Genomic DNA, 25,589 nt, shown 5'->3' on the forward strand with positions numbered 1-25,589 from the left:
CATATATAGAGAGGAAACAAATGATCAAAGCAGAGTTGATTTTTCTTTTAAATCAAAGAATAGAGAAATTCTATACATTGTGGAAATAAAGAAATGGGATGGGAATCACCATTTTGATTATAATGAAAAGTATAAAGCTAAGCGATTTGGGTATATTACGGATTATAATTTATTATATGAGCAAAAAAAGGAATGTGAATTAAAAAAAATCTCATATAAGACATGGAGAGAATTTTCAAAAAAAATTAAATCTCAGTCTGCTCCTTATCCTTTAATTGCATTTAACGAGTATTTAAAATTAGTGTGTAACATAAGAGAAATAAGAAAAATGAATTTATTGGAAGTAAATAGTTTAATAGATTTTAGCCATGTCCTTGATGAAATAATTTTTTCAAAATTTGTAAAAGAAAATAATTTAGCTAACAGAGCAAATATGCGTCAAGGTTACTACGGGTGGTATTGTAATAAATATATTTGGTTCGGACTTATCTTTGAAATTAATCAAAAAAAGAGAGAACCATTTATTGCAGTTACTATTGATAAAGAAGGATATTCTACGAACCATTTAACTCAAATTGATGTATCTAGAAAAAAAATGATTGGTGAAGTAGATAAAAGTAATGATGGAATGTTGATTTTTCCTTTGAAGCTAGTCGAATTTGAAAAATTTAATAAGATTGAAAATGTAGACAAACAAAAGGAGCTTTTGAATGAATTCTTTCAAGAGTGTATTGATTTAATAGAAGAACAAAAAATAGCAGATATAAAGTAATCAGATTTGTGTAAGGTTCATTGGATCAGCAATTATGATCCATTGCTATTCAATCGCTTCATTTTCAGCAAGTGACTGTCCATTCGCATCTTTCCATTCTGTCATTCCGTTCGCATTTCTGCCCATGACAATCACAGCACCTGCCGAGGGGGAGGAGAAAAGTTGGTCAGACGTAAAGACGTAATGTTCACCTTCTTTCTTTAGGATGTTCTCTGCGATGAGTTTTTCTCTTAATCGAACATAGCCTTTTGCCCACTTCTCCATAGAGGGTGCTAGTTCGGACAAAGCCTGGCTCCCTTGTTTTACGACAAATCCTTCGCTTGTGAGAAAGCCTGTCGCTTTGATTCCTTTGGTTGATATGGCATAATCTTGGGATTGGGAAGGGATGTCTTGCGTTTGTCGTTTATCTATTCTTTCAAACAGTTTGAAACCCAAGGTATGGACTGTTAGTTTCACATTCTCTAAAAACTCTTCCATCTCCGCTTGGTCTGCTTCTGAGATACTGGTTTTGGCAGGTATGGTAGCATTTTCCAGTTCGTAACGATTTGCCTCTTTGGCTAAATCGAATAATCGTTTTTCTAAGTATTTCACATGTGCTTTGTTTAGATTTTTGCTAAAGACACAAACTGCTTCGATCCAAAATTCCTTTGTCCCTAGATGTTGTTTCAACCGATCGAGTATACTTTCTGCTTCTCCGATATACACTAGGTCTTTCTCCTCGTTTTCTGGATTCTTTCCAAAGAGAAAGTATACACCAGTCGAATACAAATCCTCTCGATTCACAGATTCCTTGATCAAAGTCCTTGGGATTTTATACGTGATTCCATTCCAATTAGATAATTCCGCAGATATCCTCCCACTGGCATCACCATCAATCAGGAATAAGGTGATTTTTTTAGGGAAAGGTTTCATGAGATTACTGGTTGAACGCCAAGTTGACTCTTAAAATAATCCACAGTCTCTTCTTGATGTCCAAAGTGTCCACCAGATGCTGGATGGTAGAGCCAATACAATGGAATTTTACTGACTTTGTGTAGGAATTTCTCCCATCGTTTATCTTTAGGCTCACTTTCATCTTTTTGGAAATACTTTTCGATATCTGCTTCAACCTTAGCCTCACCATTGAAAATTATAATTACATCTGGAGAAAAAGCTGAATGCATCACATCCAAATCATCAAAAGATACACTGAGTTTTTTTAATTTATTATAGAGTTTTCTACTGAGGGAAGTCTTTCCTTTTACATGTTTATACGACTGTAATACATTGGTATTTCCCCAAGCAAAATCCTGTAAATGCAGTTTAAAATCTTCCTTACTTAAATCAAATTCCATACCTTTGAGTGCAAGATGAAGCTTAAATATAAGATTCCAAAATGGAGAAGTATTCCCGTTCTCTTTCAACCAGCCTATCATTTCATTATTCTTCAATGATGTAGTAGATTGAAAGATTTGTTCAGTTATATTTTTGTTAAATTCTTCTTCATCTATTAAAAAACTTAACCTTTTCCAATCTCGTACATCGATTCCCAAATAAAGTATTTTTCTTTTAGCTGTTGGATACTCTGCTCCAAAACCAGGAATATGTATGGATGGGATATCAACTAGATAGTCAGTCAATTCGGGAAGTTCGTGAAAAAGTTTGTCTCGAAAGTCTATGTATAAGGGTTTGTAGGTCTCAATTAGCTTTTGTTGTAAAATATTATCCATTTAAACTCAATCTCCAGAATTAATGCATCTCTTATGGGTAGGTTTATTTCATTTGTTCGCTAGCAGTTTTCTTGTTTTCAACGTATGGAATGGAAATAAGGATTGGTTTGTCAGATTTTACACCTTTCCCATATACTAGAGCATGTAATGGTCTTAAATTCGGTATTAAATTGATTTGATTTTGACCATAAACTTGGCTTAGAAACTCTAAACTGGTCTTGTCGATAATTTTAAATGTAATAAACGTATTGCATTGAGATAAGATTGTTTTGCTTACCAATGCAGTCCTTTGTGATACTACTACAAGTCCAACGTTGTATTTTCTTCCCTGTAGAGCAATTTGTGATATCCTTCCAACTACAGCATCTGTATCACTTCTATCATTTCTATAGAGATTAAATTCTGGTGCAATTGTATGTGCTTCCTCTAATACTATTAAAATCTGTTTATTCTTGGATCGATTTTTCTTAGCCCATTGAAAAATTGCAGATAAATATAATTCAGTAATACGAAGAGTTGCTCTAGTATTTGAAATATCATTTAATTCAAAAATTGATAAGTTAACTTTCGATTTCAAAAAATGATTAACTTCTTTATTAACTATAGATACGCACTCTTTAAAGAATTGATTAAATCTTGCTTTTTCTTTGGAGGCACTATATTCACCAGTTTCAATGTCTTCTAATAGTTGACTTGTTGTTTCAGGTAATTCATCCTTTAATCCAATTTTGCTTGGTTTAAATGATTTTAATCGTTGGGCGTAATCACCAGTTAGGTCAAAACAAATTATTTTCGTATCTTTATCTAATCCTTCTTTTATTAAATCGAAAACGACTTCGGTTTTTCCCATTCCAGTAATTCCTAATATGGCGGTATGAAATTTGGCTAGTGATTTGAAATCAAATTTAACTGGTTTAAATGTTCCTGGAATGTTGCCCAAACTAAAATAATTATTTTTCTTAGCTTTCTTTGTGTAGTTGAACTTAAATACTGGTGTATTCATTTCGGGAAGCCATGGAAACCAAGTATATTCCCCGCTATTGTCTTCTATACCAATTTGTGTAGCTTTAGCGACTCTACTACCGTATGGATTTTCTTTAAAAACTTCCTCCTTAGTCTTTGCTTCAATAATTTGATAGTATACGATTTTTTCACTAATTTTACAAAAAAGGATCATTCCTTCTTCAAGAATGGAATCAGAAGATATTTCGATTTTTATTTCTTGAATCGAAGAATCTTCAATTATGAACCCGATTAAAGTCCCATCTACGTTTGAACCAATAAATTTTTGTATGATTTCATTCGGTGATGGTAAATTGTCGCTGTGATAGACATACCCAGGTATCTCACCGACTATCTCCTGAAAATTATCGGAAAAGAATATACCTGTTCCGATTAATTTGTCATTAAAGTTTTGATAGAATAGAGGTAAGATATATCCTGCATTGGAATCCAAGAGAGTGGTTTTTTTTGCATGTTTCGAATTCCATTGGATTGGTGCTGATAAAATTACTCTTACGATGTTTGGGCTATCGATTCGAGATAATTTACCTACCACTTTTAAATCTTCTTTATCTTTTTTGAAAATATTAAATGTATATTTTAAGAACAATATCAAATTTTCAATAGGTTGAAAAAAGATTATTAACATCCAAAATGAAACGAGGAGAATTGTATCGTTTTCTGATGATTTATAATATCCAAAAATACTATATAAAGCAAGTGGCGAAAATATTAATTCAGGTTTAGATAAAAAGTAAATCAATCTATTGGTGATCGATTTAGATTTCGTAAATCCTTCGTTTTTTAATGAATATGCATTGTAAATGCCTGTAAAAAATAAAATTATGCTTAAAATCGTACAGATATGAATTAAAAAGATTAAAGATGGAAAATTATTGTAACTTGAATTTAGGTCTAACGTCGCTGAGGAAACGAATCCAGTTATTCCAAGGCTAATAGCATCGACTGCTTTTGAGAAAAAGGGAGCAGATAGTAGTCGGTAGGTTTGTAAACCTAATAAGCTTATAATCCAAATATTTTCTCCGTTGCCTGATATGCCGAATATACCAGTTAGGTAGTATTGCACCAAAAGAGATATTATTAGATACGAAAATAGGATTATAATTCTGGTAATGAAATTAAAGTCGTTTTTTCTTGAACTGTGCATAAGTTTTATTGAAGTTTAACTCTCGATCTTATCATAGTTTCCCCATACCCCCTCACACCAACCGTATCTTCCCAGTTAGTAGCACCTGCATCAATCCCTGTTTGATTCCCTTCGCTTTCTCCACCTTCTGTTCCAATACCTCAATTTCTTCATCCATTTCGGACAAAACATTCGCAATGGCTTCTTGTTCTAGTAGGTTTTCAGGAAAGCTACAATCTAAATCTTTGTATATTTCGCTACTTAGATTACCCTGTCCACCTTGCAAGAATGTAGATAAAATATATCTTTTCATTAGAGTAAGTTTATAAAATAAGAATTTTGAACTCTTATTCTTAATTAAAATTGCAAGAACCGCTTGATTAATGGCTGAAGTGATAAATGAGATTGCGGTAACTCCAGCAGTAGCCCCATATAAAGCGACTAAAACTGTTCCAGGTGTAACCATTTTACAGGCTGAGTTTTCATAACCTAAATTAGATATTCTTCCTTCTACGTCTTTTATATGATATTTATTCAAATCACTGGATGTGATCCAATTAATATGTCCATTGTAGTAATTTGGATTTGACGTGTTTGGTGTCCCGCCTGAATACATAATAGCCACATCCCCCAAACGTTTCACTTCCCAATCCTCTGGAATCAGTCCCACCTCACTGTCTTTCCATCCTTTCCCTTCACCAAATCCAGGCAGACGGCGTTTCCCCGTTAACAGCTCTTGCATGGTTCCTTGTTTGATGAGTTTTTTCTTTTCAATTTGGGCTTCGAGGGATTCGAGCCAAGCATCGGTGTCGGATAGCACAGTGGCAATGGCTTCTTGTTCATCAAGAGTGGGGGGAAGGGGGATGTAAAACTTTCTTTGAGTTAGGATTGGAACCTGCATTCTCGTTGATTGATACATAACAGGTTTGTATTGGTTTATGAAATAAGTAGATTTTAAGTTATAAAAAAAGTATTTGTATCGTAATTTAGAATTATTTATTCTGAAGCATGTAACCGTAGTACTACAAACACCATAGTTGCTTGGATGATTGAACAATGCAACTGGACCAACTGTAGCATTGTGGGCAAATAATATATCATTATTTCTTAGAAAACCCTTTCTGAATTTTCCAACCCTTTCTGGAGTTAATTTTTTACATTCATTAAAATTGATTCTATTGCCTTCGAAATCTGTTGCACCGACAAATGGGACTCCTTCGCTTACAAATTCTTGACTTCTCGGATATAGCTCTCCATGATTTCCATCGAGGTGTTCTATTATTAAACCTTCAGATATTAACTTATCTATTGTCTTCAGTTCCCAATCTTCGGGAATCAAACCAACTTCGGATTCTTTAAACTTCCCCTTCATATCCCAAACCCCATCTTTGTTAGATGATTTTTCACCTTCGCTTCTAGGTCTTTTGTTGTTTTCTCCAAATCCTGCAAGGGTTGTTCATACCGTTCCGCAAGTTCTTTGATTCGTTTGGTTAAGTTCTGGCTAATGCGATTTCGTTCGGAGTGGACATCTTCCGAGAGTTTGGCAAACCACTTAGAATCTACCACAAGGGATTTGATTTCGGTTTCTTTTAGGCTTTGGTAACGCTCTTGAAGCTTCGTTTGCAAATCAGCTTGACCTTGTTTGACTTTAGAATTTAGATCAGAGACTTGGTTTGCCACTGATAGATATTGGTTCAGGAGTTCGATTTCTTCCTTGGCTTCTTTGTCCGATTGGATTTGTTTCAAACGAGCCTGCACTAACTTAGGTGTAATCGTGTCTTTGTCTGTTTTTGCCTCAGAAAGGAGTCCTTCATCGCCACCGTGTTCTTCTGCCAGTTCTTCCAATTGCAAAGAGAGACTATCTCGTTCCGACTCCCAAGTTTCGATTGCCTCTTTTTCCTTTCCAAAATAAACATCTAAGAGAATTGATTTAGGAATCAGTTTCCCTTCAAACTCTTTGGACTTGCCAAGGGATTCTGTTTCCTTGCCAACCTTCCATCCCTCATCCACGAGGAGATACACATCGTCTTGCATGGTATCCAACCAATACGTCATTAGGTGTTGGTAGATATCATATGCATCGACAAGAGGTGTTTTGGAAAAAGCAGAAAGTAGACTTTCACTAAAGGAATGGATAAACTCTTTTGGTTTCGTATTCTTTCCAATGGAATGACAAAGACTTTCCTGTTCCTTCTTCCACTTGGTAAAGGTAGTTTCAATTTGGTTTCCAAATTTGACAAACTCAGGGTGTTCGTAGATTTTTGTTTTGATCTCTTCCTTACTGCATTTCAGGTTATAAAATCCTTTTCTTGCATGGGGAACAAATAAGGTCTCTTTTAGACCTTTATAGACTTCCCAAAAAGGAGATAGGGCATCCACATCCATTTCAGGAATCCCACCTTGCAAATGGGCTTCTATGTTTTGGATGTCTTCAGGTTCACTGCTATCAATATAACGAGGGATATTTAGATTGTATTCTTTCTCAGCAATCTCTTTCAGACTCACCTTACGGCTGTATTTTGGAATTTCGATGCGATTGGTAAAGACATCTACAATCTTATGAATGTCTTGTTCCCGAAGTCGATTTTTATTTCCGTCTTTTTCAAATCCCTTGGACGCATCGACAATGAAGAGGTCTTTTCTCGACTCAGCATCTTCTTTGTTGATCACAAGGATACAAGCAGGAATCCCAGTTCCATAAAACAAGTTGGCAGGAAGTCCAATGATCCCTTCGATATAACCCTTTTGGATCAGTTTTTTACGAATCTCGGCTTCTGCATTCCCCCGAAACAAAACACCATGGGGGAGAATGATCGCACCCTTACCATTGCTTTTCAAACTCCGAATGGCATGGAGTAAAAAGGCAAAGTCTCCATTCTTCTGAGGGGGAATTCCAAAATCCTGAAATCTCCCATAACGGTCGTTTAAGGGATCAAGACCATTGCTCCATGCCTTAAAGGAAAACGGTGGATTGGCGACAAAGAAATCAAATTGTTTGAGTTCCCCTTTGTCTGTTACATATAAAGGATTGGCAAGTGTGTTCCCTTGTTTGATCTCTGCTGTAGGATTGTCATGGAGGATCATGTTCATTCTGGCAAGTGAAGACGTTGCCACGTCCATCTCCTGCCCATAGAGAGTGATTTTACCTGCCTCAGCAGACACTTTGAGTAGGAGCGAACCCGATCCGCATGTGGGGTCATAAGCAGTTTTGCTAGATTTATCAGCAGAGGACACATGGATGATTTTTGCCATAATCCTACTCACTTCCGCAGGTGTATAAAACTGACCCTTACTCTTACCACTTTCGGTAGCAAAATGCCTCATGAGAAACTCATATGCATCACCTAAAATATCATCACCTTCAGCTATATTACCCGAAAAGTCGAGAGCAGGATTTTCAAAAATAGCAATAAGCTTTGTCAACTTTACCACCATCTCTTTTCCACTGCCCAATTTATTTACATCGTTAAAATCAGGAAAATCAGAGATTTTGTTCGCCTCACCGAGGGGTCCCAGTATCTTCTTATTGATATCGTCACCAATACTTGGCTTTCCTTTAAGGTTGATCATATCTTGAAAAGAGCTACCCTTAGGAACCGTAATGGGAGAGAAAGCCTGTCCTGCATATTTATCCGAGATGTATTTGATAAACAGCATCACAAGAACATAATCCTTGTATTGTGATGCATCCATCCCACCACGAAGTTCGTCGCAAGATTTCCAAAGAGATGAGTATAATTCCGATTTTTTGATTGCCATAGTTTATCGTCAGAGTCTTATATTTCCAAAAATTCTGCAATTGTTTCATGGTAAACGAGGGGTAGGACAAACAAGGCTGGGACTAATATTTTAATTTAAATATCACAATTTTATGCAATAAAATCCAGCTTTTGTGATACTTAAAGAAGATACACAGATTGCAAGTTCTGTATACGTTATCAATGGGAATTGACAAATAGTAGGAAACATCCTAAAATTCGAATCCTTGCATATAAAAGCCCTTTAAGATAAGAGAATTCAATTCAAATAGGAAAACCAATGTTAGCATTTACCAAAAAACCAGTTTCAATTCTTTTTATGACTACCTTCTTCTTCCTCAGTTGTAATTTTGAGAGTTATATCTCACTATCCTTGGAAGAAATCCAAAAACTCATCCGTTCTAAAGAGAAAAAGGGAATTTTGTTTCCTGCTACCATCAAACTGGAAGTAAGTGGTACCGAAAGTTGTGAACGTGACAAAGTGAAAATCACAGACTATGTAAATGACTACCTCATTGAACCGAAAGAAGGAGTCTGCACCAACGACAGTGACAAAATGAAAACCTATCTGGAAATTGAAGGGAAAGTAAAACTGGTCAACGATGAAAGTCTTCTAGCGGATGACATCCATCTTGTTAGTTTTTCTGCCTTCGAAAAAGACAAAGAACTAAAACTATCCCTCCACCTCAATAATAACAGTTTCCAATCCATTTCCGCATTCACCCAAAGAGAATTTTGGGCAAAATTAGAGCCGAAAGACTTATCTATCCAGATTTACCTTTCCAACAATACAAACCAAGATATGTCGATGAACTGTCGCAGTTGTTATCTCAATGGCACACCAAAACCATTCAGGGGCACAACCAACTTTCCAAAAGATTCCGAAGTCACAGTGAAACTCTCTACAATCTTTGTAGAATCCATCTTGGAGAACGGAAACGACACCGTTGTTTCTTTCCAAAGTAAAGACAATCTAGATACACAAACAAAAAGCAAATAGGAAAACAATGAAATGAAACAAATGAAATTAATAATTTTAGGTCTTCTCTGGTTCACTTCAACAGGCTGTTTGGATATTTTCCAAACCATTGAAATTGGAAAGGACAATGTGCTTACAAGTTTCATGCGATTAAAAATCTATATCAAAGAAGAAAAACAAAACTTTGTTCCGAGAGATAAAACTTTGTCTTTGAAAGATTACCCAGGTGTCAAGATTCAATCGAAGGTAATCTCAAATGACAATTACCAAGGTATGGATATTTCGTATTCAATACCAGTTTCAAAGTTGAAATCTAATATATCGAGTTTAACTCAGGAAATCTACCAACCGCCAATTATTGATAAAAACGGACAACTGATCTTCGTATTTTCTACTGATAAGAAGAATTTGGAAAATGCAAAAAAGGGAGAAGATGATCGAATGGCAGAGGGCATTCTTGGAATGTTTTCTTATAAGATGTATTTCCCTTCTGATTGGAAACCAAAATCTGCCGTGATACGTATATTTGATTCTAATCAAAGCATATCTCTCGATGTAATTCCCGCAGGAAATGGTGTTCTCGTTGATTTCCCAATGCGTTATGTAATTGCAGGATCTATTTTAACTTTATCAAAAACGGAAAAGGTAGATACAAGTTTAGCCAAAGAATCCATCGATAAAAACATAAAAGAAAAAGAAATAGCCAGAAAAAAAGAAGAGGAAGAGCGAAAGAAAGAACAAGAATTGGAAAGAAAAAGGCAAGAAGAATATGAAAAAGAGGAAGCCAAGAGGGAAGCGGAACGAAAGAAACAACAAGAGATTGATGATAGCAATGATGGGGAAGAGGAGTGAACTAGACTGAAGCTGATTTCCTTAGAATATATGAAAAATTTGAGAATTAATTATCAAAAAAGTCAGATTTTCTAATCTTTATTGAATTTTAGTATTGCAGGTGTTTGATGGCATTAGACTATTGCTCGATTACGAGGTGTCCTTGAATGAGAGTATTGGTCTGTTTTTTATTGATGATTTCCTTGCCTCTATATATCCAAGCCGAGACAAAATGTCCGTTAAAGTTTGAAACTGATTATATTTTGGAAGATGGAATAAATATTAGGCGTTTAACAGCTGGCTCTACCGAAATTATTTTTAAATATGATTCGGTTAGTGAATTCTCCGAAGGCTTATTAAGAGTAAAATTAAACGGAAAATCTGGCTTTGTTGATGAATCTGGAAAAGTAGTTATTGACCCACAATTTGAAGATGCAAACGGCTTTGTCGGAGGATTAGCGCCAGTTAGATTAAACGATAAATGGGGCTATATAGAAAGAACGGGAAAAGTTGTTATAGAGCCTCAGTTTGGGTTGAATAATTCCTTTTGGGATGATCTGGCAGCAATCAAAGAAAAGAATAAATGGGGTTTTATAAATAAGGCTGGGAAAATAGTTATTGAACCGCAGTTCGATAAAGCATTTGTTTTTAGTGAAGGTTTAGTTGGCGTAGAAATTAATGGTAAATGGGGTTTTGTTGATAAAACTGGAAAAGTTGTCATAAAGCCTCAATTCGATAATACGTATGGTTTTAAAGAAGGTCTTGCTAGAATTGAAATGAACAATAAGTGGGGTTTTATAGATACATCTGGTAGAATAGTAGTAGAACCTCAGTTTGATTTTGTTTTTGATTTCTATAATGGATTAGCGTCCGTGAAGTTAGACTATGAATGGGGTGCTATAGATACTACAGGAAAATTTATTGTAAAACCACAGTTTAGTTCAAGTTTATATTTTCAGGATGGACTCGCTAAGATTGAGGTAAACGGAAGGTATGGTTATATAGATACGTCTGGAAAAATTGCTATTAAACCTACTTTTGAGGATTCGGAAAGTTTCACAGAAGCTTTAGCTCCAGTAAGATTAAATAAAAAGTGGGGATATATAAATAAGGTTGGAAAAATAGTGATAAAAGAACAATTTGAAAACGTAAAACGTTTCGAGGATGGACTAGCTGCTGTTAAAATTAATTATAAATGGGGCTTTATAAATACATCTGGAAGGGTAGTTATTGAACCTATCTTTGATGATGTACTTGGATTTAAGGGTGGTTTGATTAAGGTGAAAATGAAAGACAAATGGGGCTTTGCTAAAATTTTGAATTGTATTTAAAATAGTTTTAAATTTTTTCCTAGAGAAGTAGTGTTTCTTGGAAACTTTGATTATCTAGTTTTAAAGCTTCTATTTCGAAAGTAAATAAAGTTAAAGAAAATAGTGTTAAACGATCAGATCGAAATGAATAGAGCCTTCGAATCATTTGGTTAATATTTCTTATGATTGTCTATGATATTATATATAGTTTATATTTTAAGTATATATTCGAAAACATTGAATGACCTGTTGTTTTGTATTAATAAGAAATAATAAAAATTCATTTTAAATCATTGAGAGTTGAGTAAATATATTGATTTAGTTTAAACTTTTATTTTTTATTTTCATTCATTGGAATGTAAATTATGATTCTAGTAAAGTATCGCTTTGGTATTATGGCGAGTTGGTCAAAATTTACAGAAAGAAAAAAGCTCCCCAACAAATCTTGATCGAATTAGAACGATTGATGAATTGTTTTTAGAACTTTTGAAATTAGGTGATATTAGATCACAATCACCTCATACGAATCAAAAAGAATCCACAATTCTTTAGATACTTTGTGGATTTCTTTATATTGCGTCTGAAATCTGTTGAAAAGATTCTCCTCCATGAAAGCGATCAAATTTTGAGACTCCAGCTCTGATAGGATGGCAATACAATCTTGCATAGAGTTTTGGAGTTGTGATAAGGATTGCTTCACCCTTTCTCCCATATCGACTCCATTCAGGTTGATTACCTTGTTTTGATGGACTCCCATGGAGGTGAGAGTAGGATCAATCACAAGCAATCCATGTGCCATTTGAATTAGAGATTCAAATTTTTGAAAGATGGGACGTAAGTCTTTTAATTCAAAATCTCTGAGTCCCTCGGCAGTGGAAATCCAAGACAAACCATCGATCAATTCCGCTAGAGTTTTGGTCGTTTGAAAAAACATTGCTTGGTTATTGGATTTCATTGTGGATTGTAACCTTAGTGTATTGTATTCAATCGCTTAATACACGAATCAAATCGTCTTTCGAAAACTGGATTACATTAACTGAATCGACAACTTTCTCTTCTCGTGTAGAGTGATCATGTGAATAATAGAATACGTATTTTAATGGCTGAGGACTTTTACTTAATTTTTCAATATCGCTTTTTAGTTTATCGTTATTTTTGAGATTCACTGCACTAAATGTTTCACAAGCGATCATTCCATCTTTTGATAGAATATCATATCCTTTAGTAAACTCTAGATTTAAGTAAAATATTTGTTCTCCGTGTTTGTCCATTAGATATTCTAATCCCAAAAAAGTCGTAATATTGGAGAAGGTTTGATTTATTTGTTCTATTAAATTCGAAGGGTCTGGATTGAAAGAATTGCTACCAATTTTTTCAAACTTAAGAGCGTAAAAGTAGTCGAAAGTTGATTTTGAGATCAATGAATCCATTAGACCTTTGGTTTGTCCTAAGTTGATTTTGATTCTATCGAGATTATCTTTTATGTTTTGTTTGTTATAGCAGATATTCGGTAAATATGTTTCAATTACAATACCATCCATATGAGACTCATCTGCCCAACATTTGATGTCATCAATATAACAGATATGTGCTTCTTCAAAAGGCTCCTTTGACTCAGTATATTCAGCCTGAAAACCTCCATTGAGATGAGTGTTGTAAAAGCTAAGTTGCAGATTATTCTTCGATTTGACTTTGCTAGCACATTGATTACAGACTGAATTTGGATATCTTTCACTATAATCTACTTTTGAATGACAAATTTGGCACAATTGAATTTCCATTTTTTCCTACTTAAAATTGGTTCATAAGAATTTCCATTGATTTGGAGAAAATATGGGTAATCGATGATTTCTAGCATGGGTGCTCCTTGATTTTTCTATGATTCAAACTGTCATGCGAATTTTTCATACCAAATATACCATGTTGGTAGGACAAATTTTTCACAAATTTCTCTATAGAATCATCAAAATAGCAATAAATTAATTTTACCCCGTTGGAATAACAAGTATTAAGTTTTCGTTTATCCCGTGAAATCTGTCTCTTGAACGCTTTTTTCCCTCCAAAATGTTTGATAGGTTTTACATGTTGAGCACCTTGATACTCAATTCCGATCTTTTTGTCTTCGTGTTCAAAATAGAAATCGAGTTCCAGTCCACCTAACCATTTCGGTCGAAACCGCCTTTTTATTTTGCTTGGATCGACTACTTTAGTTAGTTCCTTGTATAAAGTGTGTTCCTGGACATATCCTTCGCCAATCCGTTTATATCCCAATTTCTCTCTTAGCTGATTTTCTGACTCTCGAAGACATTCTTGAATTCTGAAACGCAAAAAAAGATAGTAATAGTATTTATTGTTTTCAAAAGATTCTAATTTTGGAGCCAAATAATCTTCGTCTTTATACTCTCGAAGATAGTGTAAAAGTAAAGATGTTCGGTTTTTGACTTTGAATTTAGGTAAATTCCTTTTGAAGACTTTTAGAAATGCTTCCAGATTACTAACAACAATATCTGTGAGAGGGTAGTGACTTTTAAAGAAGAAGAGGAATATTTTTAAGTCTAATTCAGTTTTATTTTTTAACTGATTTTTTAAATATGAAAACGCTTCCAAACTTAGTGTATTAATTCCAACCTTCCCATTGTTTAGTATATACCTATGTAAATAATTCTCCCATAACTTGTTTTTGAAAAATGGCTTTAGGATTTGAAAAACATATTTTGTGAAATCTTCTCTCGGAGTAAGTTTGAATTTTTCTAGATAGATTTTGAATAGTTTAATTTGAATCCACTCAAGACTATTATTCCATTCCCCTAGTTCAGGATTATATTCGCCTGTTCGACAAAATTGATTAATTTCATTATGTTTGATTCTAAATTCTTCTTTTTTATTACAAAGCAGAAGTTCATGACTATATTTCTTTTCAATGAAATTCATTTGATCAACATTTTTCATTCGATATCCTCCTTTGGAAAAAGATAAAATTAATAGAAACAAACTGTTTTTTCATCGAAATAGTTATTCTTGGATTTCTGCGGTTTGTTCAGGAAGTTTAAACTTATTTTCGATGTAGTTTATATAATCTTGTAATTTGGATCTAAATATCCTACAAGAGAATTCATACAAATGGCAAATGGAACTGAACTCAAATCCAGAATTTGAATTATATTGTGATTGTTCTTCTTCAATTCTGTATTGATTTGCTTTATTCAATTCAAAATGAAGTTTGTGCCATTCTTTAAAGAAATTCTGTATAAATTTTTTAGTTTTACTTACTAACGAATTTTCATTCTCGATTTTTGTCATAAGTTCTTCGAGTTCCTTAAACGGTTTATCCTCAATATAGATCATTCTTTTTGAGAAATTAATTTCATCGTAATTGCTCAATAGCTTTTTAATGCGAATATAAGTTTGATATTGTAGAGTAGTTATTTGTTGTTTCATGGAATTGTCTCCTTTAGTTTAATTTTGAATTAAGTAAATTGATTAGGAGGTATGCTTTTTTGAGATTAAAACTACCTCCCAAATTCGATTACACTTGTGTTTTGGTTAATTCATAAACTGAGAATGACCAATTTTCGATTTCTTCTACTCTTTGATCGGTCACTTGGAAATATTCTTTTTCAGAAATTAATCCTAAAACAGTTCCATCAAGCAGATGTAATCGATCCCACCTAATCTTTAGATCTGCTCTTCCTTTAAAAACGATGACAGGATGAATTCTTTCAGGACTATACATCCTGCCGAAATATCCGTTGATGTTTTGTTTAACTGTGCTTTCAAAGTCATTCGGATCGAGAATAAATGCTTTTGTGTCCCTCAATCTAGGCATTTTCATTTGAAAGTAGCTTCCATTATGAATTTGACCTAAAATTAAAGGTTTTAGACCAGCGTATTCGTCTCCAAGTCTACGAGCTAGTCCAAGTTCATTATTAACAACTAGTAATAGCCTTTTATCTGAACTAATAGTTAATGTAAGTTTATCTCTATGTTTGTTAACCAATTCAGTAAAGTCATGGTATGTTCCCTGATTGATTTTTGAGTTTTCTTTTATCATATTTATTGCTCCTTGCAATTCATAGATTTGGCATTAGCCTGTTGATTTAGTAAGAAGACATAGCTATCGCTATATCCTGTTTACAGAATTTTCGAATTCTTTTGATTTAATGATATTCTATCGAAGTGAATACTTCAGAAGGGGGTAAGGTTAAATTACCTCCTTTTTACTTCGATAATCATCTATCAAAATATTTGATGAAGATGTCCTCATAATAGTGAAGGTAGCTTCATTTGATAGTACTTGAACTTTCTGAAATTTCATAACTCATAAGCGAATTCTCCTTGCCACTCCAGTTTTTAATATCGATAAAGGGGGCGGGTATAATATCACGATCGTGGAACTTTTGTCAAACGAAAAAAAATGATTAGTGGAATTTTTTTCTAACTCAGTTCTGATTTAGATGAGTGAAAAATGATGTTAGTTCTTAGTGCGCTCAGAGGTTACTTTCGGAAATCAGAATCATATCTTATATGTCAGGCTCAAGGCTCGGAAAGGATATGGTATGCTGAGTTATTGAAGCAAGTTAGTCGTGGTTTATAAATAATATTCTTAAAAAGTCAAGTGGAAACTAGGGGACATAAAGGTGACATTATACATATTATGTGAATCCGAGTCGGGATTTATTCAGTGTTTTTGAGATTTATCTATTTTGTTATATTTTTAATTTCTTTTTAAAATATAAGAATAAATCTTTTATTAAATGATTTCTACTGGGTTCTGGTTTCATGTTTGAGGTGTCGAGATAGTTCTGTAAATTTTCCAAATATTGATTCGGAAAATCTTGGCTAAGGTGATGTTTAATGTTGGGATAATATCTATCACCTGATTTAGTTGCAGTCAATATTCTCTTTTGATCTAGGGTTTCGTCTCCTAAATTTGCAACAAATTTCTTTTTAGCATAACTATAATAAACTGTGCTGAACGGAAGTTTTGCTTTGTTAACCTCTTCTCATTCTTCATTCAAATGATAGTCAAGGTAAACTAAGTAGAGGTTTTCGTTTATTTTAGCCATTATTTTGCCAGCAAAATATAAATCATCTGTATATGGATAAATGACTTTTTCTTCTAATGAATAGCTTACTAACTCATTTGGATTGAAAATCTGTTTAGATTTAAATAAATAGCAATTGTTTGCAGTTGGTGATGGAAAATGTTTTGTGTTGAGTTTGTAGATATAATTTAAGATAGCTCCTAAATTATTTGTTAGTTTATTGATTTGTTCTTTATATGCGTTATCTTTTACTTGGATTATGTTTTTGAGCCTGTTGTAGTCATCGATAATTACCTTTATTTCTTCTCGCTCTATCCAATTCATCGTCCATCTTCTAGTAACGGCTAGGATTTTTTGATGAATCATATTTGCAAAAGGTTCAATAATGAATGGAATTGTTAGAGTTGAGATAATTGGGACGTTCAATCTGAAAGAATCTTGATTCAAAGAAGTTTTGAAATTTAAAAGTGCAAGATTTACCTCGTTAGAATTGAGCTTTGTAAACAAGATTAATAAAATATCGTAATTTGTTATTATAAATGAAGTGAATAGTGTTCCGATAAAAGGGTGATTTAGTCTGGATTTGATTACATCTTCAATGAGGTTTGATTTCTTTTCAGTCGTTTCAGGTGTCATAAAATTACTTATACTTTGTTTTTATGTTCATTTTCGGAATAATCTCCGTCAATATATTTTAATGTGTTAGTTGTTATTTCGTCTTAGAATCTAAGTAATTCTGGTTAAGTAGTTTAATGGGTTGTTGTTTGATTCGGGTTTTGATTCTTAATTTCTTTTTTAGTAATTTTGATAAAATTGTATGAATATGTTTCCTTAATATATTTAAAGTTCCCTCCAGTTTGTTTTCTTTACAATATGTTGGATTGGGATATCCCAATTTTCAGCTTTTAGATTCCATTTTCGACGATTGAAGTTTTCCGCTAATCGTGAGGGGGATATAGGCTGAAGATCTAATTTGGGTTTATCCAATCTCCTTCTTTCAAGTTTTACTATTATTTTTTGAATCATATCCTTTGTATCCTCTTTCATTGAATCCAAGTTGGATGCTGTCAAAGTACTGATTTTCCTGTTCCATTTCCCTCTTTCTGATTCATTGAAGTAGGTTTTATTCTTAATCTTAAATTTATCATAAGACATTCTCTCCCTTTCAATCTTCTCAATGTTCTTTCTACACAATCTATATACAGATTTTTGCCAAGAATTAGGGGATTGGAAAAGATTATCCAATTCAAAGGTAGTTACTCTGTTCTCTAGATTAACAATTATAGCTTTAATGATTTGATAGTTGTAATTCATTCTGAATAATCACCTTACAAAGTTCAAGAATCTCTTCTCTAGTTTTAAGTCTTTTGAGTTCCCTGAGTGACTTTTCGATTAAGCATAGGTTTTCTAGCTCGTGTTTTCCACCTTTAGTTAGGGGCTGGATGTGTTCTATTTCTACGTTTTCGTAGGTTAACTCAATACCCGAAATGTAGCATTTGAAGTTTTGCTGGTTTAAAAGGCTTCGGATATGTCCTGCTTTTAGTTTGAATTTTTCCATTATTTTTCTGCCTCCGTAAAGTTTGAATATATGAGATAAAATAGTTTTACATTTTTGATTCTAAATTTGATTTATTTTCGATATCGATCCTTTCTTTCTGTGATTTCGGCTATGTTATACTCCTTCCATTTTCATAAGATAAATAATATCTCTCGTTTACTAAGATTAAGTGAATTTGCAATAGAATCAGTATCATTCCATTTCCCAAGTTCTAAATTCGAATATATTTGATATGCTCTTCTGTTGTATTCTATCTCGTTTTTCATTCGATCTTTTTGATAAAAATTCTTCCAGTAGTAGTCATTATGCAAGATTGCTGATCGATATGATTTGTTGTACTTTGCGATGTCTTGTTCTTTATATTGATTAATTAATTTGTGATGTCTTAATCTCCCTCGTTCCTGGACTGTCAGGGGAGTATATACGTGGTAAAGAGGTCGATTCTGTTCTAATGGACGTGAATAGTGGTAATCACCAAAGCCCACATTTCTAGAATCCCCCAAACTCAGTAGATTCTTAAGTTCAGGAACAAATCTTACATTCCCAATGAAACTGATCTCATCCAGTGCCAGTTGTCCCCATTTACAACTTAAGAACCCATAACTTCTGAACGACTGCTTAAGGATGTTATTCCTTGCTTCAGCTCCATTACTACTAACACCCTCCTTAGTACACCATCTTTCACGGCTCAAGTTGTATCTCGCATCATTGGATTTCTTACTGTGATTCACTGATCTATGGTTTGGTCTATCCCATAAGAAGTTGTATCCTTCATCAGTGAAGAGAGTGACTGTCTTAGGTATCTTCTCATTCAGATCCTTCTCTAAGTAATGTTGGTTATTCAGAGGTATACTTTTGTAGAAGGTCATGCCTCCATTGATTCCTACGGTATGAACTAATGTCCCTTTCTGTTCTCCTCCTAAGCTATTAGAAAGATATATAGAAGCTGTTCCACCCTTGTATCGTCTGGATCTATGTTTGTTTGCTCTTAAGGAACTAGAATACAACACCACTGAGTCAGCGACTGCTACAGGCTGATTTTTCAGGGCTTTTTTGAGGTCTCCTTCCTTTGGCAGTCTGAAGTCTTTTGTCTTTTCCTCTAGTTCCTTGTATAACTGGGCTTTAAGAGTTTCATTCAGTTGGGTATACATCACCTGGATGCGTTTCTTCAAATAGAAGGCTGTCTTGTAGGGAATACTGAGCTTTCTACTTATTTCTCTCGATGTCATTACCTTAGGATATTGTAAGATTTGGTCTTGGATGATGTAGGAAAGATAGGCTAGAGGTAACTTGATGTTTTGGAAAGGAGTATTGGCAGTGAGGCTTATTTGTTTATGGCAATGTCCACATCTAGCGATAGATTCTCTTCCTTTGACTTTGAGGAAGTTTAGCTTAGGTTCCTTGTGTGAATTAGGGCAGTAACAGTGTTTTGGGTAGATTGTGGAGAGGATGTTAAGGGTTCTTAGGGTGTATTCTTTTCTAATGTGTTCATTCTCTAGGAGAGATAGGTTGTGATTTGGTTTGGTATATGTGTGTATAGAGAACTTAGGGAGAAAGGGTGAGTATGGATATGGGGAGTTATGTTTGTGCTTTAGTGTGGGCTTAGGTGATAGGAGCCCTTCGAGCAGTAGGTATGTCTAACCCACAAAAATCATCTTCCCCCAAACTCAGAAGATTCCTTAATTCACTAGAAAATCTTACATTCCCAAGGAAACTAATCTCGTTTAGATATAGCTGTGACCACTTTGGACTTACATACCCATAACTCCTGAAGGACTGCTTAAGGATATTGTTACGAGCTTCGGCTCCATTACTAGAAACTCCCTCCTTAGTACACCATCTCTCTCTAGACATATTGTAGCGAGGGTCTTTACTCTTAAGTGAGTGATTAACCATCTTGTGGTTAGGCCGATCCCATATAAAAGTATAACCTTCATCTGTATACGGGTCACATTCTTTGGAATCTTCTCTTCTAAGTCTTTCTCAAGATAATGACTATTGTTTAGTGGTATACTCTTGTAGAAAGTCATCCCTCCATTAATCCCTACAGTGTGAACTAGAGTTCCTTTCTGTTCCCCTCCAATTGAGTTACTCAAGTAAATAGAAGCTGAACCTCCCTTGTATCTTCTAGACCTATGCTTATTAGCTCTTAAGGAGGAAGAATAAAGAACTACTGAGTCAGCTACTGCAATAGGCTTTTTATCTGATTCTACAGGGTTTTCTAGCTCTTTGTATAACTCCTTTTTAAGAGTCTCGTTAAGCTGTGAGAAGATTACTTGGATTTTCTTCTTAAGATAATAAGATGTCTTATAAGATAAGTTTAACTTACGAGAAATTTCTTTTGAAGTCATTACCTTTGGATATTGATTAATCATATCCCATATTATGAATGAGATGTAGGCTAGGTTAGACTTGTATCCTTGGAAGGGTGTATTGGCTGTTATGGAGACTTGTTTATGGCAGTTACTACATTTTGCTACAGTAGGCCGTTTGTTTACTTTGAGATATACTAGGTTTGGAGAGGAGCAGTTACAGGACTTAGGATAGATAGTATTGAGAAGAGTTAGAGTCTTTAAGGTGAAGAACTTTGAGAGATCTTTATTAGAGAGTAAATACGGCCTTCTAGTTAACTTGTCTGAACCAGAGGTAGGATCGGAGGAGGAGTGGTTACTTGTGTTATGAGTTAACTTACGGCCTATAGCATTCTTAGGTTCGGCCTTGAGTTTGGGGGAAGATGATTTTTGTGGGTTTAGGGTGTGGTTGGGTGATACGTCCCCTTCGAGCAGTGGGTATCACCGAAGCTCACATTTCTAGAATCCCCAAAACTCAGAAGATTCTTAAGTTCTGGAACAAACCTTACGTTCCCAAGAAAACTAATCTCATCCAAAGCCAGTTGTCCCGACTTACAACTTAAGAAACCATAACTGCGGAAACTTAGCTTCAATAGATTATTCCGAGCTTCAGCTCCATTTGAGGAAACTCCCTCTTTAGTAACCCATCTCTCACGACTCAAGTTGTATCTCGCATCATTTGATTTCTTACTGTGATTTACGGATCTATGATTCGGCCGATCCCAAAAGAAGTTGTATCCTTCGTCAGTGAAGAGGGTTACGTTTTTTGGAATCTTCTCATCTAAGTCTTTCTCAAGGTAGTGTTGGTTATTCAGAGGTATACTTTTGTAAAAGGTCATCCATCCATTGATTCCTACCGTATGGACAAGGGTTCCTTTTTTGTTTGCAGCTTACTCTGAAGGTGATCCATAAGAATTACGAATGCGTTTCCAAGTGGATCTTATTGAGAACAAAAAACGAAATTCTCTAATGACAGCAGAGTTTAATTTCAAAACAGTTGTTTGTTGGTGAAAAAATTCGTGAAAATATCATTTTTTAAGGAAGTTGCATATTACCTTGTTGCTAAAGGAATTCTATTTCTTGAATATGATTTGAAATTTACATAGATCAATGGATACTCTAATCAAATGAAATTGAAAAAAATTTTTAGAATTTTCTTATTCTTTCTTTTATTCATTAGTTGTGAATCCAGCAGAGATAAGTGTTTCGAATTTCGGTCAGAAACAGATTGGGGCGGAGTCTGCGATGCATTATGGAAAGCTTCAAGTGTGGAAAAAAATGAAGAAATAAAAAGGAATGCAGAAGGAGCCATTTTACTTGCGTGCTTGCTTGGCAATGAACAAAATAAGCAATGTAAGAAAAAAAGAAATTGGGATATCGTAGATATTTTTTAATCAGCAGATGATTTTATGACTATATAATAAATTGGTTTTTTACTTACGGTCGAATTTGTAGTTTTTAACAGGAATCAGATGGATTGTTCGATATAAGATTCGCATTGCAAATTCTACCGGTTACTATTGGTTTAAAATTTGATTTTTTTTGTATTCCATCGTGGGGTATTTTTAAAACAATTTGTCTTTCATATTGATTTCTGTTGTATGCCTTCTTAATTATCAGATCGAAATTTTTTAGACTTTTAAATATTTATTCAATAGGATAGTTTTATAGAAAGCCATTCCTCCGATAATGTCCACGGTGTGAGTGAGTGACTCATCATCTTCTCATCAAACAGTTTGAGAGATAAGTCGAAGCAAATCCTTTCATATACCATGTGGATCTATATTTGTTTACTCTAAATGAATATGAGTATAACACAACTGACTCAGCCTAGTATAAAAGCTGAGTGTTCACGACTTTTTTAGGATTCTTTACTTTGGGAGATGTTTGAATTTCATCCAATTAAAGAAAATTAGATAATTTGAATTAGATGATTCTTTTTGGTAACGTGAATTCTCTAAGAATTCCACGAATCAGAAATTAAATTTTTGGAATTTGATCAATATCATGCACATGTTTAAAATCGAAGGCATGCTGATTCATATTCGGAAAAATACCAAAGTCTTATAGAGTCAAATTTCATTTGATTTAGGACAAGTTGCCCATTGATTCAAATTCATTTTTTGCTATATCAATACCTGAATCTAGCAAATCAGATATTGATAGGCATTGATTTTGTGAACTTTAAAGTTGGATTTTGGAAAAAAGATAGTTGTATGATTTATTATCGAGATTCCAATGGTGCGAAGTAAAAGTGCAACTAACAGAATCATTGGTTACAGATATCATATAAGAATGGAATAGGAAGATTTTATGGGGAGAAAGGTAATCATCGTTTTATTTTTGATTGTAAATTGTTCTGTTTCAGTTTCAACGAACAATGGTGACTGCTCGGAACAAAAAAAGAAACTGCAAGCCTGCCTATTTCTGGCAAATTCGGCTAAAGATTCAGAGAAATTACCATTAGTCCTTACTTGTCGAAGTATTATTCGAATCGATTCAATTTGTGATTAGTCCTACAAACTAACGTACGCTGTAGAAAGTTTTAATCATAAATAATATCGTGGTAATGACTGGATTTGCAGTCCTTGTGCCATATCCTCTTCCTTACTTCAAAGACTCAGTAAAAAACGCAATAGTCCTTTTTTCAGCTTCTTTAGGATCAAAATTCCATATCCGTTCGTGGCGATTGCATTCAGGTGCCCATAGACGTTTTGGTTCTTTGGCTTTTGCATACAAGTCCAGTGCATGGTGGTAATCTACATATTCATCCATCTTACAATGAAAAATGGCAATGGGTCTAGGATAGATACTAGCGATTGAATCAATTGGTCTAACAGAATTCATATCAATTCCACTTCGGTAGTCTAAAACCAATTTCACAACTGGGATAAGGGGATAATAAGGAATTCCAAAATCACGTTTGGCGGATTCAATGAGAACATCCATTGCACTCGCATACCCGCTGCTAAAAAGACCCGCTTTGATTTCTTTGTGGTTTGCCATCGCAATGATACTTGTCGCAGATCCCATGGAAAATCCAAAGATCCCAATTCTCGTTTCTCCTTTAGCCTTTAGGAACTCGAGTGCAGCATCTACATCTTTTTGTTCGAGGCCACCCATCGTTGCAAACCCACCATGGTTTCTGCGTAGGCTTAGAAGTAATAGATTGTAACCTGCTTGGTGTAGACTCTTGGAAAAACGGAGTCCTTCATTCCTTTGGCCACCATGCCCATGCACCATAAGGATTGTACCTTTCGGTTGTTTGGTGGGGATCCAGTAACTAACAAGGTTCAATTTGTCTTCGGTAGTGATGTTTACTTCTTCATAATCCAGTCCCAGTTCCTTGGGTCCCTCACAATAAACATGATGGTCTGGGTTACAACGAACCTTTGGGTATAATACCATGCCTGAGAAATAAAAAGCGATGCCGAAGAGTAGGATGAGACTAAAAAACAAAATAACCGAGATGAGTTTGAAGGTCCGTTTCATGAGATAAGGAAATTACAAAGAAAATGAAAATCTGCAAGTAAAAAAAAGGGGAACTTTAAGAGATGGAAGTATGGAAGCAGCTTTAGGTGTATTTTTCATTTGTTGTATGAGTGTTCTCAGTCCTTTTTCCGGTGTAGACGATGGTGAACTTCGTGGTTGCCCACCTTCACCTAACTGTGTTTCGTCGCAAAGTATGAAATACAATTTTGTCCACAAAGTGGATCCCATTATGTATTCAACTTCAAGAGAAGAGGCATACAAACGAATTTCCAAATATTTTCATGAGTCGGAAAATATTTATATCAGTGAGGAAAAAGAAGGGGAATACATTCGGATCATCTTTTTTACCAAAGTGTTTCGGTTCCCCGACCGCGTGGAAGTATACTTTCCAAGCGACAAAAAAGAAGCACAGGTCAGGTCCCAATCAATCCTAGGTCTTTGGGATATTTTTGCTAACCGAAGGAGGGTGAATGTCTTTCGTGAAATCTTAAGCAAAGAAGATTCATAAGATTCCATTATGGATAAGAAAATATACTCCGCCGATTATCCTTTCAATTTTGGATCCAAATAACCAATCACCTAACACCATTATGCCAGTTTCTTTACACAGAGATTTCCATTCCAAGAATTCCTCTGAATCAAGTTGCAAAGCACCTTCACGACCAAGGAGGGGCATTTGCGCTTGTGCATACCTCCAACGGTGGTTCCAAATTTCATCGGGATTGGGTGCCTGCCATTTTTCCTTTAAGGTAGATGTTAACATTTCTTCATAGAAGGGAGTTGGTTTTTTTTCTGGATCCATCCAATACTCAAAATGTGATTCGGAAAACATGGATGAAAATTGTACGAGTAAAGTGGATCCTGTTTCATTTTGAATTGGGTATTTGATAGATTCCCAACTTTGGTATTCCCAATCTTCGCCTCTTTCTAAAATGGTATTCAAAGGGAATTGGGAATTTTGGCTGAGTCCGAAGGATTCCAAGTTTGGTTTCCAATTTTTCCAAAGAAATAAACTGACAAGGGTTTTACGGTAGTCATTATAAGTTTCTAAAAACTGAATCCATTTTTCTAAGTGGACATTTGTTTCAGAATGTTTGAAGATTTCAAGGATTTGAGGGATCGGGAGTGTGAGGATCACTTCCTTTGAGGCAACTTGTTCCATTCGTTTGTTTGTATTGGAATAAAAATCGCAATTCCATCCATTGTTTTGCCCTTGGTTGATGGATTTTAAGGTCATACTTTGGGAAGACGGGTGGTGTCTTAACATTCCCTTCACGATTGATTCCATTCCATAAACTGGATAATGGTGGTGATTGTCATAAATTGGTTTTGTTTCTACCGAGACAAGGTTCGCATTCCAGATCTCAAATAAATTGTAGGAAGATGTTTTTCCTAACCAATTGACTTCCATTTGGTCTCGGAACATCGTTGCTCCAATATCAAAACGGATTCCAAAATCTTGTAATTCTTTTGTCGTTACCCTTCCGCCAGGATTTCTTGCTTTGTCAAATAAGCGAACTTCTGGTTTCATCATCATGATGGATGCACCAGTGATTCCTGAACCAACAACGATGGGTGTTTCAGATGATTTCAAATCAAATTCGTTCACGTTTGATTAGACGGACTACAGATTGT

23 protein-coding genes are annotated in these 25,589 nt (G+C 34.7%); 6 read left to right on the top strand and 17 right to left on the bottom strand.

The genetic code is table 11. From position 1 onward, the window contains the following. On the top strand, positions 1–772 hold a 772-nt coding region (locus CH354_RS18335; protein WP_165780936.1), incomplete at its 5' end, for a hypothetical protein. Positions 773–817: 45 nt separating this feature from the next. Here the strand turns inward: CH354_RS18335 and CH354_RS07635 are convergent. The 5 genes from CH354_RS07635 to CH354_RS07655 all read right to left on the bottom strand — a co-directional run bounded on the left by CH354_RS07635 (position 818) and on the right by CH354_RS07655 (position 8,389). Further along, positions 818–1,684 (bottom strand): GIY-YIG nuclease family protein, encoded by an 867-nt coding sequence (locus CH354_RS07635; protein ID WP_100766369.1) that lies wholly within the window; start codon positions 1,682–1,684, stop codon positions 818–820. After that, entirely contained in the window at positions 1,681–2,481 is an 801-nt protein-coding gene (locus CH354_RS07640; RefSeq protein WP_100766370.1) for a hypothetical protein, read from the bottom strand. The genes CH354_RS07635 and CH354_RS07640 overlap by 4 nt, the downstream gene beginning before the upstream one ends. 43 nt (positions 2,482–2,524) lie before the next feature. Next, positions 2,525–4,570 (bottom strand): ATP-binding protein, encoded by a 2,046-nt coding sequence (locus tag CH354_RS07645; RefSeq protein WP_243396046.1) that lies wholly within the window; start codon positions 4,568–4,570, stop codon positions 2,525–2,527. A gap of 133 nt (positions 4,571–4,703) precedes the next feature. Next, positions 4,704–6,002, bottom strand: a complete 1,299-nt coding sequence (locus tag CH354_RS07650; protein ID WP_100766372.1) for a restriction endonuclease subunit S — start codon at positions 6,000–6,002, stop codon at positions 4,704–4,706. Beyond that, positions 5,999–8,389, bottom strand: a complete 2,391-nt coding sequence (locus CH354_RS07655) for a type I restriction-modification system subunit M (protein ID WP_100766373.1) — start codon at positions 8,387–8,389, stop codon at positions 5,999–6,001. Before CH354_RS07655 ends, CH354_RS07650 begins: the two co-directional genes overlap by 4 nt. A gap of 279 nt (positions 8,390–8,668) precedes the next feature. Between CH354_RS07655 and CH354_RS07660 the strand changes: the two genes are divergently transcribed. From CH354_RS07660 to CH354_RS07670, 3 genes are all read left to right on the top strand, one after another. Further along, positions 8,669–9,388, top strand: coding sequence for a DUF7424 family protein (locus CH354_RS07660; protein ID WP_100766374.1), 720 nt, complete (start codon positions 8,669–8,671; stop codon positions 9,386–9,388). A 12-nt stretch (positions 9,389–9,400) separates the two neighbouring features. Further along, complete coding sequence (locus CH354_RS18280) at positions 9,401–10,219, top strand: hypothetical protein (RefSeq protein WP_125226277.1); 819 nt, start codon at positions 9,401–9,403, stop codon at positions 10,217–10,219. A 146-nt stretch (positions 10,220–10,365) separates the two neighbouring features. Continuing rightward, complete coding sequence (locus tag CH354_RS07670; protein WP_100766376.1) at positions 10,366–11,529, top strand: WG repeat-containing protein; 1,164 nt, start codon at positions 10,366–10,368, stop codon at positions 11,527–11,529. Positions 11,530–12,010: 481 nt separating this feature from the next. On the opposite strand, the gene CH354_RS07675 is transcribed toward CH354_RS07670, so the two are convergent. From CH354_RS07675 to CH354_RS07725, 10 genes are all read right to left on the bottom strand, one after another. Further along, on the bottom strand, positions 12,011–12,463 hold the full coding sequence (locus tag CH354_RS07675) for a hypothetical protein (RefSeq protein ID WP_100766377.1): 453 nt from the start codon (positions 12,461–12,463) through the stop codon (positions 12,011–12,013). Between the two features lie 28 nt (positions 12,464–12,491). Then, positions 12,492–13,289 carry a hypothetical protein gene (locus CH354_RS07680; protein ID WP_125226278.1) on the bottom strand — a complete coding sequence of 266 codons (798 nt, stop codon included), beginning with the start codon at positions 13,287–13,289 and terminating at the stop codon, positions 12,492–12,494. Between the two features lie 70 nt (positions 13,290–13,359). Further along, entirely contained in the window at positions 13,360–14,457 is a 1,098-nt protein-coding gene (locus CH354_RS07685; protein WP_100766379.1) for a hypothetical protein, read from the bottom strand. 63 nt (positions 14,458–14,520) lie between these two features. Further along, complete coding sequence (locus CH354_RS07690; RefSeq protein WP_125226279.1) at positions 14,521–14,946, bottom strand: hypothetical protein; 426 nt, start codon at positions 14,944–14,946, stop codon at positions 14,521–14,523. Between the two features lie 88 nt (positions 14,947–15,034). Next, entirely contained in the window at positions 15,035–15,559 is a 525-nt protein-coding gene (locus CH354_RS07695) for a hypothetical protein (protein WP_100766381.1), read from the bottom strand. Positions 15,560–16,511: 952 nt separating this feature from the next. Then, positions 16,512–17,189 carry a hypothetical protein gene (locus CH354_RS07700; RefSeq protein ID WP_100766382.1) on the bottom strand — a complete coding sequence of 226 codons (678 nt, stop codon included), beginning with the start codon at positions 17,187–17,189 and terminating at the stop codon, positions 16,512–16,514. A gap of 204 nt (positions 17,190–17,393) precedes the next feature. Continuing rightward, positions 17,394–17,867, bottom strand: coding sequence for a hypothetical protein (locus tag CH354_RS07705; RefSeq protein WP_100766383.1), 474 nt, complete (start codon positions 17,865–17,867; stop codon positions 17,394–17,396). 375 nt (positions 17,868–18,242) lie between these two features. Further along, positions 18,243–19,283 carry a hypothetical protein gene (locus CH354_RS18445; protein ID WP_243396009.1) on the bottom strand — a complete coding sequence of 347 codons (1,041 nt, stop codon included), beginning with the start codon at positions 19,281–19,283 and terminating at the stop codon, positions 18,243–18,245. 579 nt (positions 19,284–19,862) lie between these two features. After that, complete coding sequence (locus CH354_RS18450) at positions 19,863–20,486, bottom strand: hypothetical protein (protein ID WP_243396010.1); 624 nt, start codon at positions 20,484–20,486, stop codon at positions 19,863–19,865. A gap of 374 nt (positions 20,487–20,860) precedes the next feature. Beyond that, a complete protein-coding gene (locus tag CH354_RS07725; RefSeq protein ID WP_243396011.1) occupies positions 20,861–21,301 on the bottom strand; it encodes a hypothetical protein in 441 nt (146 codons plus the stop codon). A 288-nt stretch (positions 21,302–21,589) separates the two neighbouring features. Between CH354_RS07725 and CH354_RS07730 the strand changes: the two genes are divergently transcribed. Further along, a complete protein-coding gene (locus CH354_RS07730; protein ID WP_100728847.1) occupies positions 21,590–21,856 on the top strand; it encodes a hypothetical protein in 267 nt (88 codons plus the stop codon). Positions 21,857–23,069: 1,213 nt separating this feature from the next. On the opposite strand, the gene CH354_RS07740 is transcribed toward CH354_RS07730, so the two are convergent. Further along, on the bottom strand, positions 23,070–23,954 hold the full coding sequence (locus CH354_RS07740; RefSeq protein WP_100728004.1) for an alpha/beta hydrolase: 885 nt from the start codon (positions 23,952–23,954) through the stop codon (positions 23,070–23,072). A 70-nt stretch (positions 23,955–24,024) separates the two neighbouring features. Here CH354_RS07740 and CH354_RS07745 point away from each other — a divergent pair, with 70 nt between their 5' ends. Beyond that, on the top strand, positions 24,025–24,462 hold the full coding sequence (locus tag CH354_RS07745; RefSeq protein ID WP_100728005.1) for a DUF1499 domain-containing protein: 438 nt from the start codon (positions 24,025–24,027) through the stop codon (positions 24,460–24,462). Here CH354_RS07745 and CH354_RS07750 read toward each other — a convergent pair. Beyond that, the gene (locus CH354_RS07750; protein WP_243396012.1) at positions 24,457–25,548 is read right to left on the bottom strand and encodes an NAD(P)-binding protein; all 1,092 of its coding nucleotides are present in this window, start codon (positions 25,546–25,548) and stop codon (positions 24,457–24,459) included. The genes CH354_RS07745 and CH354_RS07750 overlap by 6 nt on opposite strands. Between the last annotated feature and the right edge of the window lie 41 nt (positions 25,549–25,589).

It is taken from the genome of Leptospira levettii, assembly GCF_002812085.1.
In the GTDB taxonomy this organism is placed as follows: Bacteria; Spirochaetota; Leptospiria; order Leptospirales; family Leptospiraceae; genus Leptospira_A; species Leptospira_A levettii.

What these genes read in the sequence shown, in the direction of transcription:
- CH354_RS07635 (WP_100766369.1), bottom strand. Translation starts at nt 1,684, where the DNA reads ATGAAACCTTTCCCTAAAAAAATCACCTTATTCCTGATTGATGGTGAT.
- CH354_RS07640 (WP_100766370.1), bottom strand. Translation starts at nt 2,481, where the DNA reads ATGGATAATATTTTACAACAAAAGCTAATTGAGACCTACAAACCCTTA.
- CH354_RS07650 (WP_100766372.1), bottom strand. Translation starts at nt 6,002, where the DNA reads ATGAAGGGGAAGTTTAAAGAATCCGAAGTTGGTTTGATTCCCGAAGAT.
- CH354_RS07655 (WP_100766373.1), bottom strand. Translation starts at nt 8,389, where the DNA reads ATGGCAATCAAAAAATCGGAATTATACTCATCTCTTTGGAAATCTTGC.
- CH354_RS07660 (WP_100766374.1), top strand. Translation starts at nt 8,669, where the DNA reads ATGTTAGCATTTACCAAAAAACCAGTTTCAATTCTTTTTATGACTACC.
- CH354_RS18280 (WP_125226277.1), top strand. Translation starts at nt 9,401, where the DNA reads ATGAAACAAATGAAATTAATAATTTTAGGTCTTCTCTGGTTCACTTCA.
- CH354_RS07670 (WP_100766376.1), top strand. Translation starts at nt 10,366, where the DNA reads ATGAGAGTATTGGTCTGTTTTTTATTGATGATTTCCTTGCCTCTATAT.
- CH354_RS07675 (WP_100766377.1), bottom strand. Translation starts at nt 12,463, where the DNA reads ATGAAATCCAATAACCAAGCAATGTTTTTTCAAACGACCAAAACTCTA.
- CH354_RS07680 (WP_125226278.1), bottom strand. Translation starts at nt 13,289, where the DNA reads ATGGAAATTCAATTGTGCCAAATTTGTCATTCAAAAGTAGATTATAGT.
- CH354_RS07685 (WP_100766379.1), bottom strand. Translation starts at nt 14,457, where the DNA reads ATGAAAAATGTTGATCAAATGAATTTCATTGAAAAGAAATATAGTCAT.
- CH354_RS07690 (WP_125226279.1), bottom strand. Translation starts at nt 14,946, where the DNA reads ATGAAACAACAAATAACTACTCTACAATATCAAACTTATATTCGCATT.
- CH354_RS07695 (WP_100766381.1), bottom strand. Translation starts at nt 15,559, where the DNA reads ATGATAAAAGAAAACTCAAAAATCAATCAGGGAACATACCATGACTTT.
- CH354_RS07700 (WP_100766382.1), bottom strand. Translation starts at nt 17,189, where the DNA reads ATGACACCTGAAACGACTGAAAAGAAATCAAACCTCATTGAAGATGTA.
- CH354_RS07705 (WP_100766383.1), bottom strand. Translation starts at nt 17,867, where the DNA reads ATGAATTACAACTATCAAATCATTAAAGCTATAATTGTTAATCTAGAG.
- CH354_RS18450 (WP_243396010.1), bottom strand. Translation starts at nt 20,486, where the DNA reads ATGATTAATCAATATCCAAAGGTAATGACTTCAAAAGAAATTTCTCGT.
- CH354_RS07725 (WP_243396011.1), bottom strand. Translation starts at nt 21,301, where the DNA reads ATGACCTTTTACAAAAGTATACCTCTGAATAACCAACACTACCTTGAG.
- CH354_RS07730 (WP_100728847.1), top strand. Translation starts at nt 21,590, where the DNA reads ATGAAATTGAAAAAAATTTTTAGAATTTTCTTATTCTTTCTTTTATTC.
- CH354_RS07740 (WP_100728004.1), bottom strand. Translation starts at nt 23,954, where the DNA reads ATGAAACGGACCTTCAAACTCATCTCGGTTATTTTGTTTTTTAGTCTC.
- CH354_RS07745 (WP_100728005.1), top strand. Translation starts at nt 24,025, where the DNA reads ATGGAAGCAGCTTTAGGTGTATTTTTCATTTGTTGTATGAGTGTTCTC.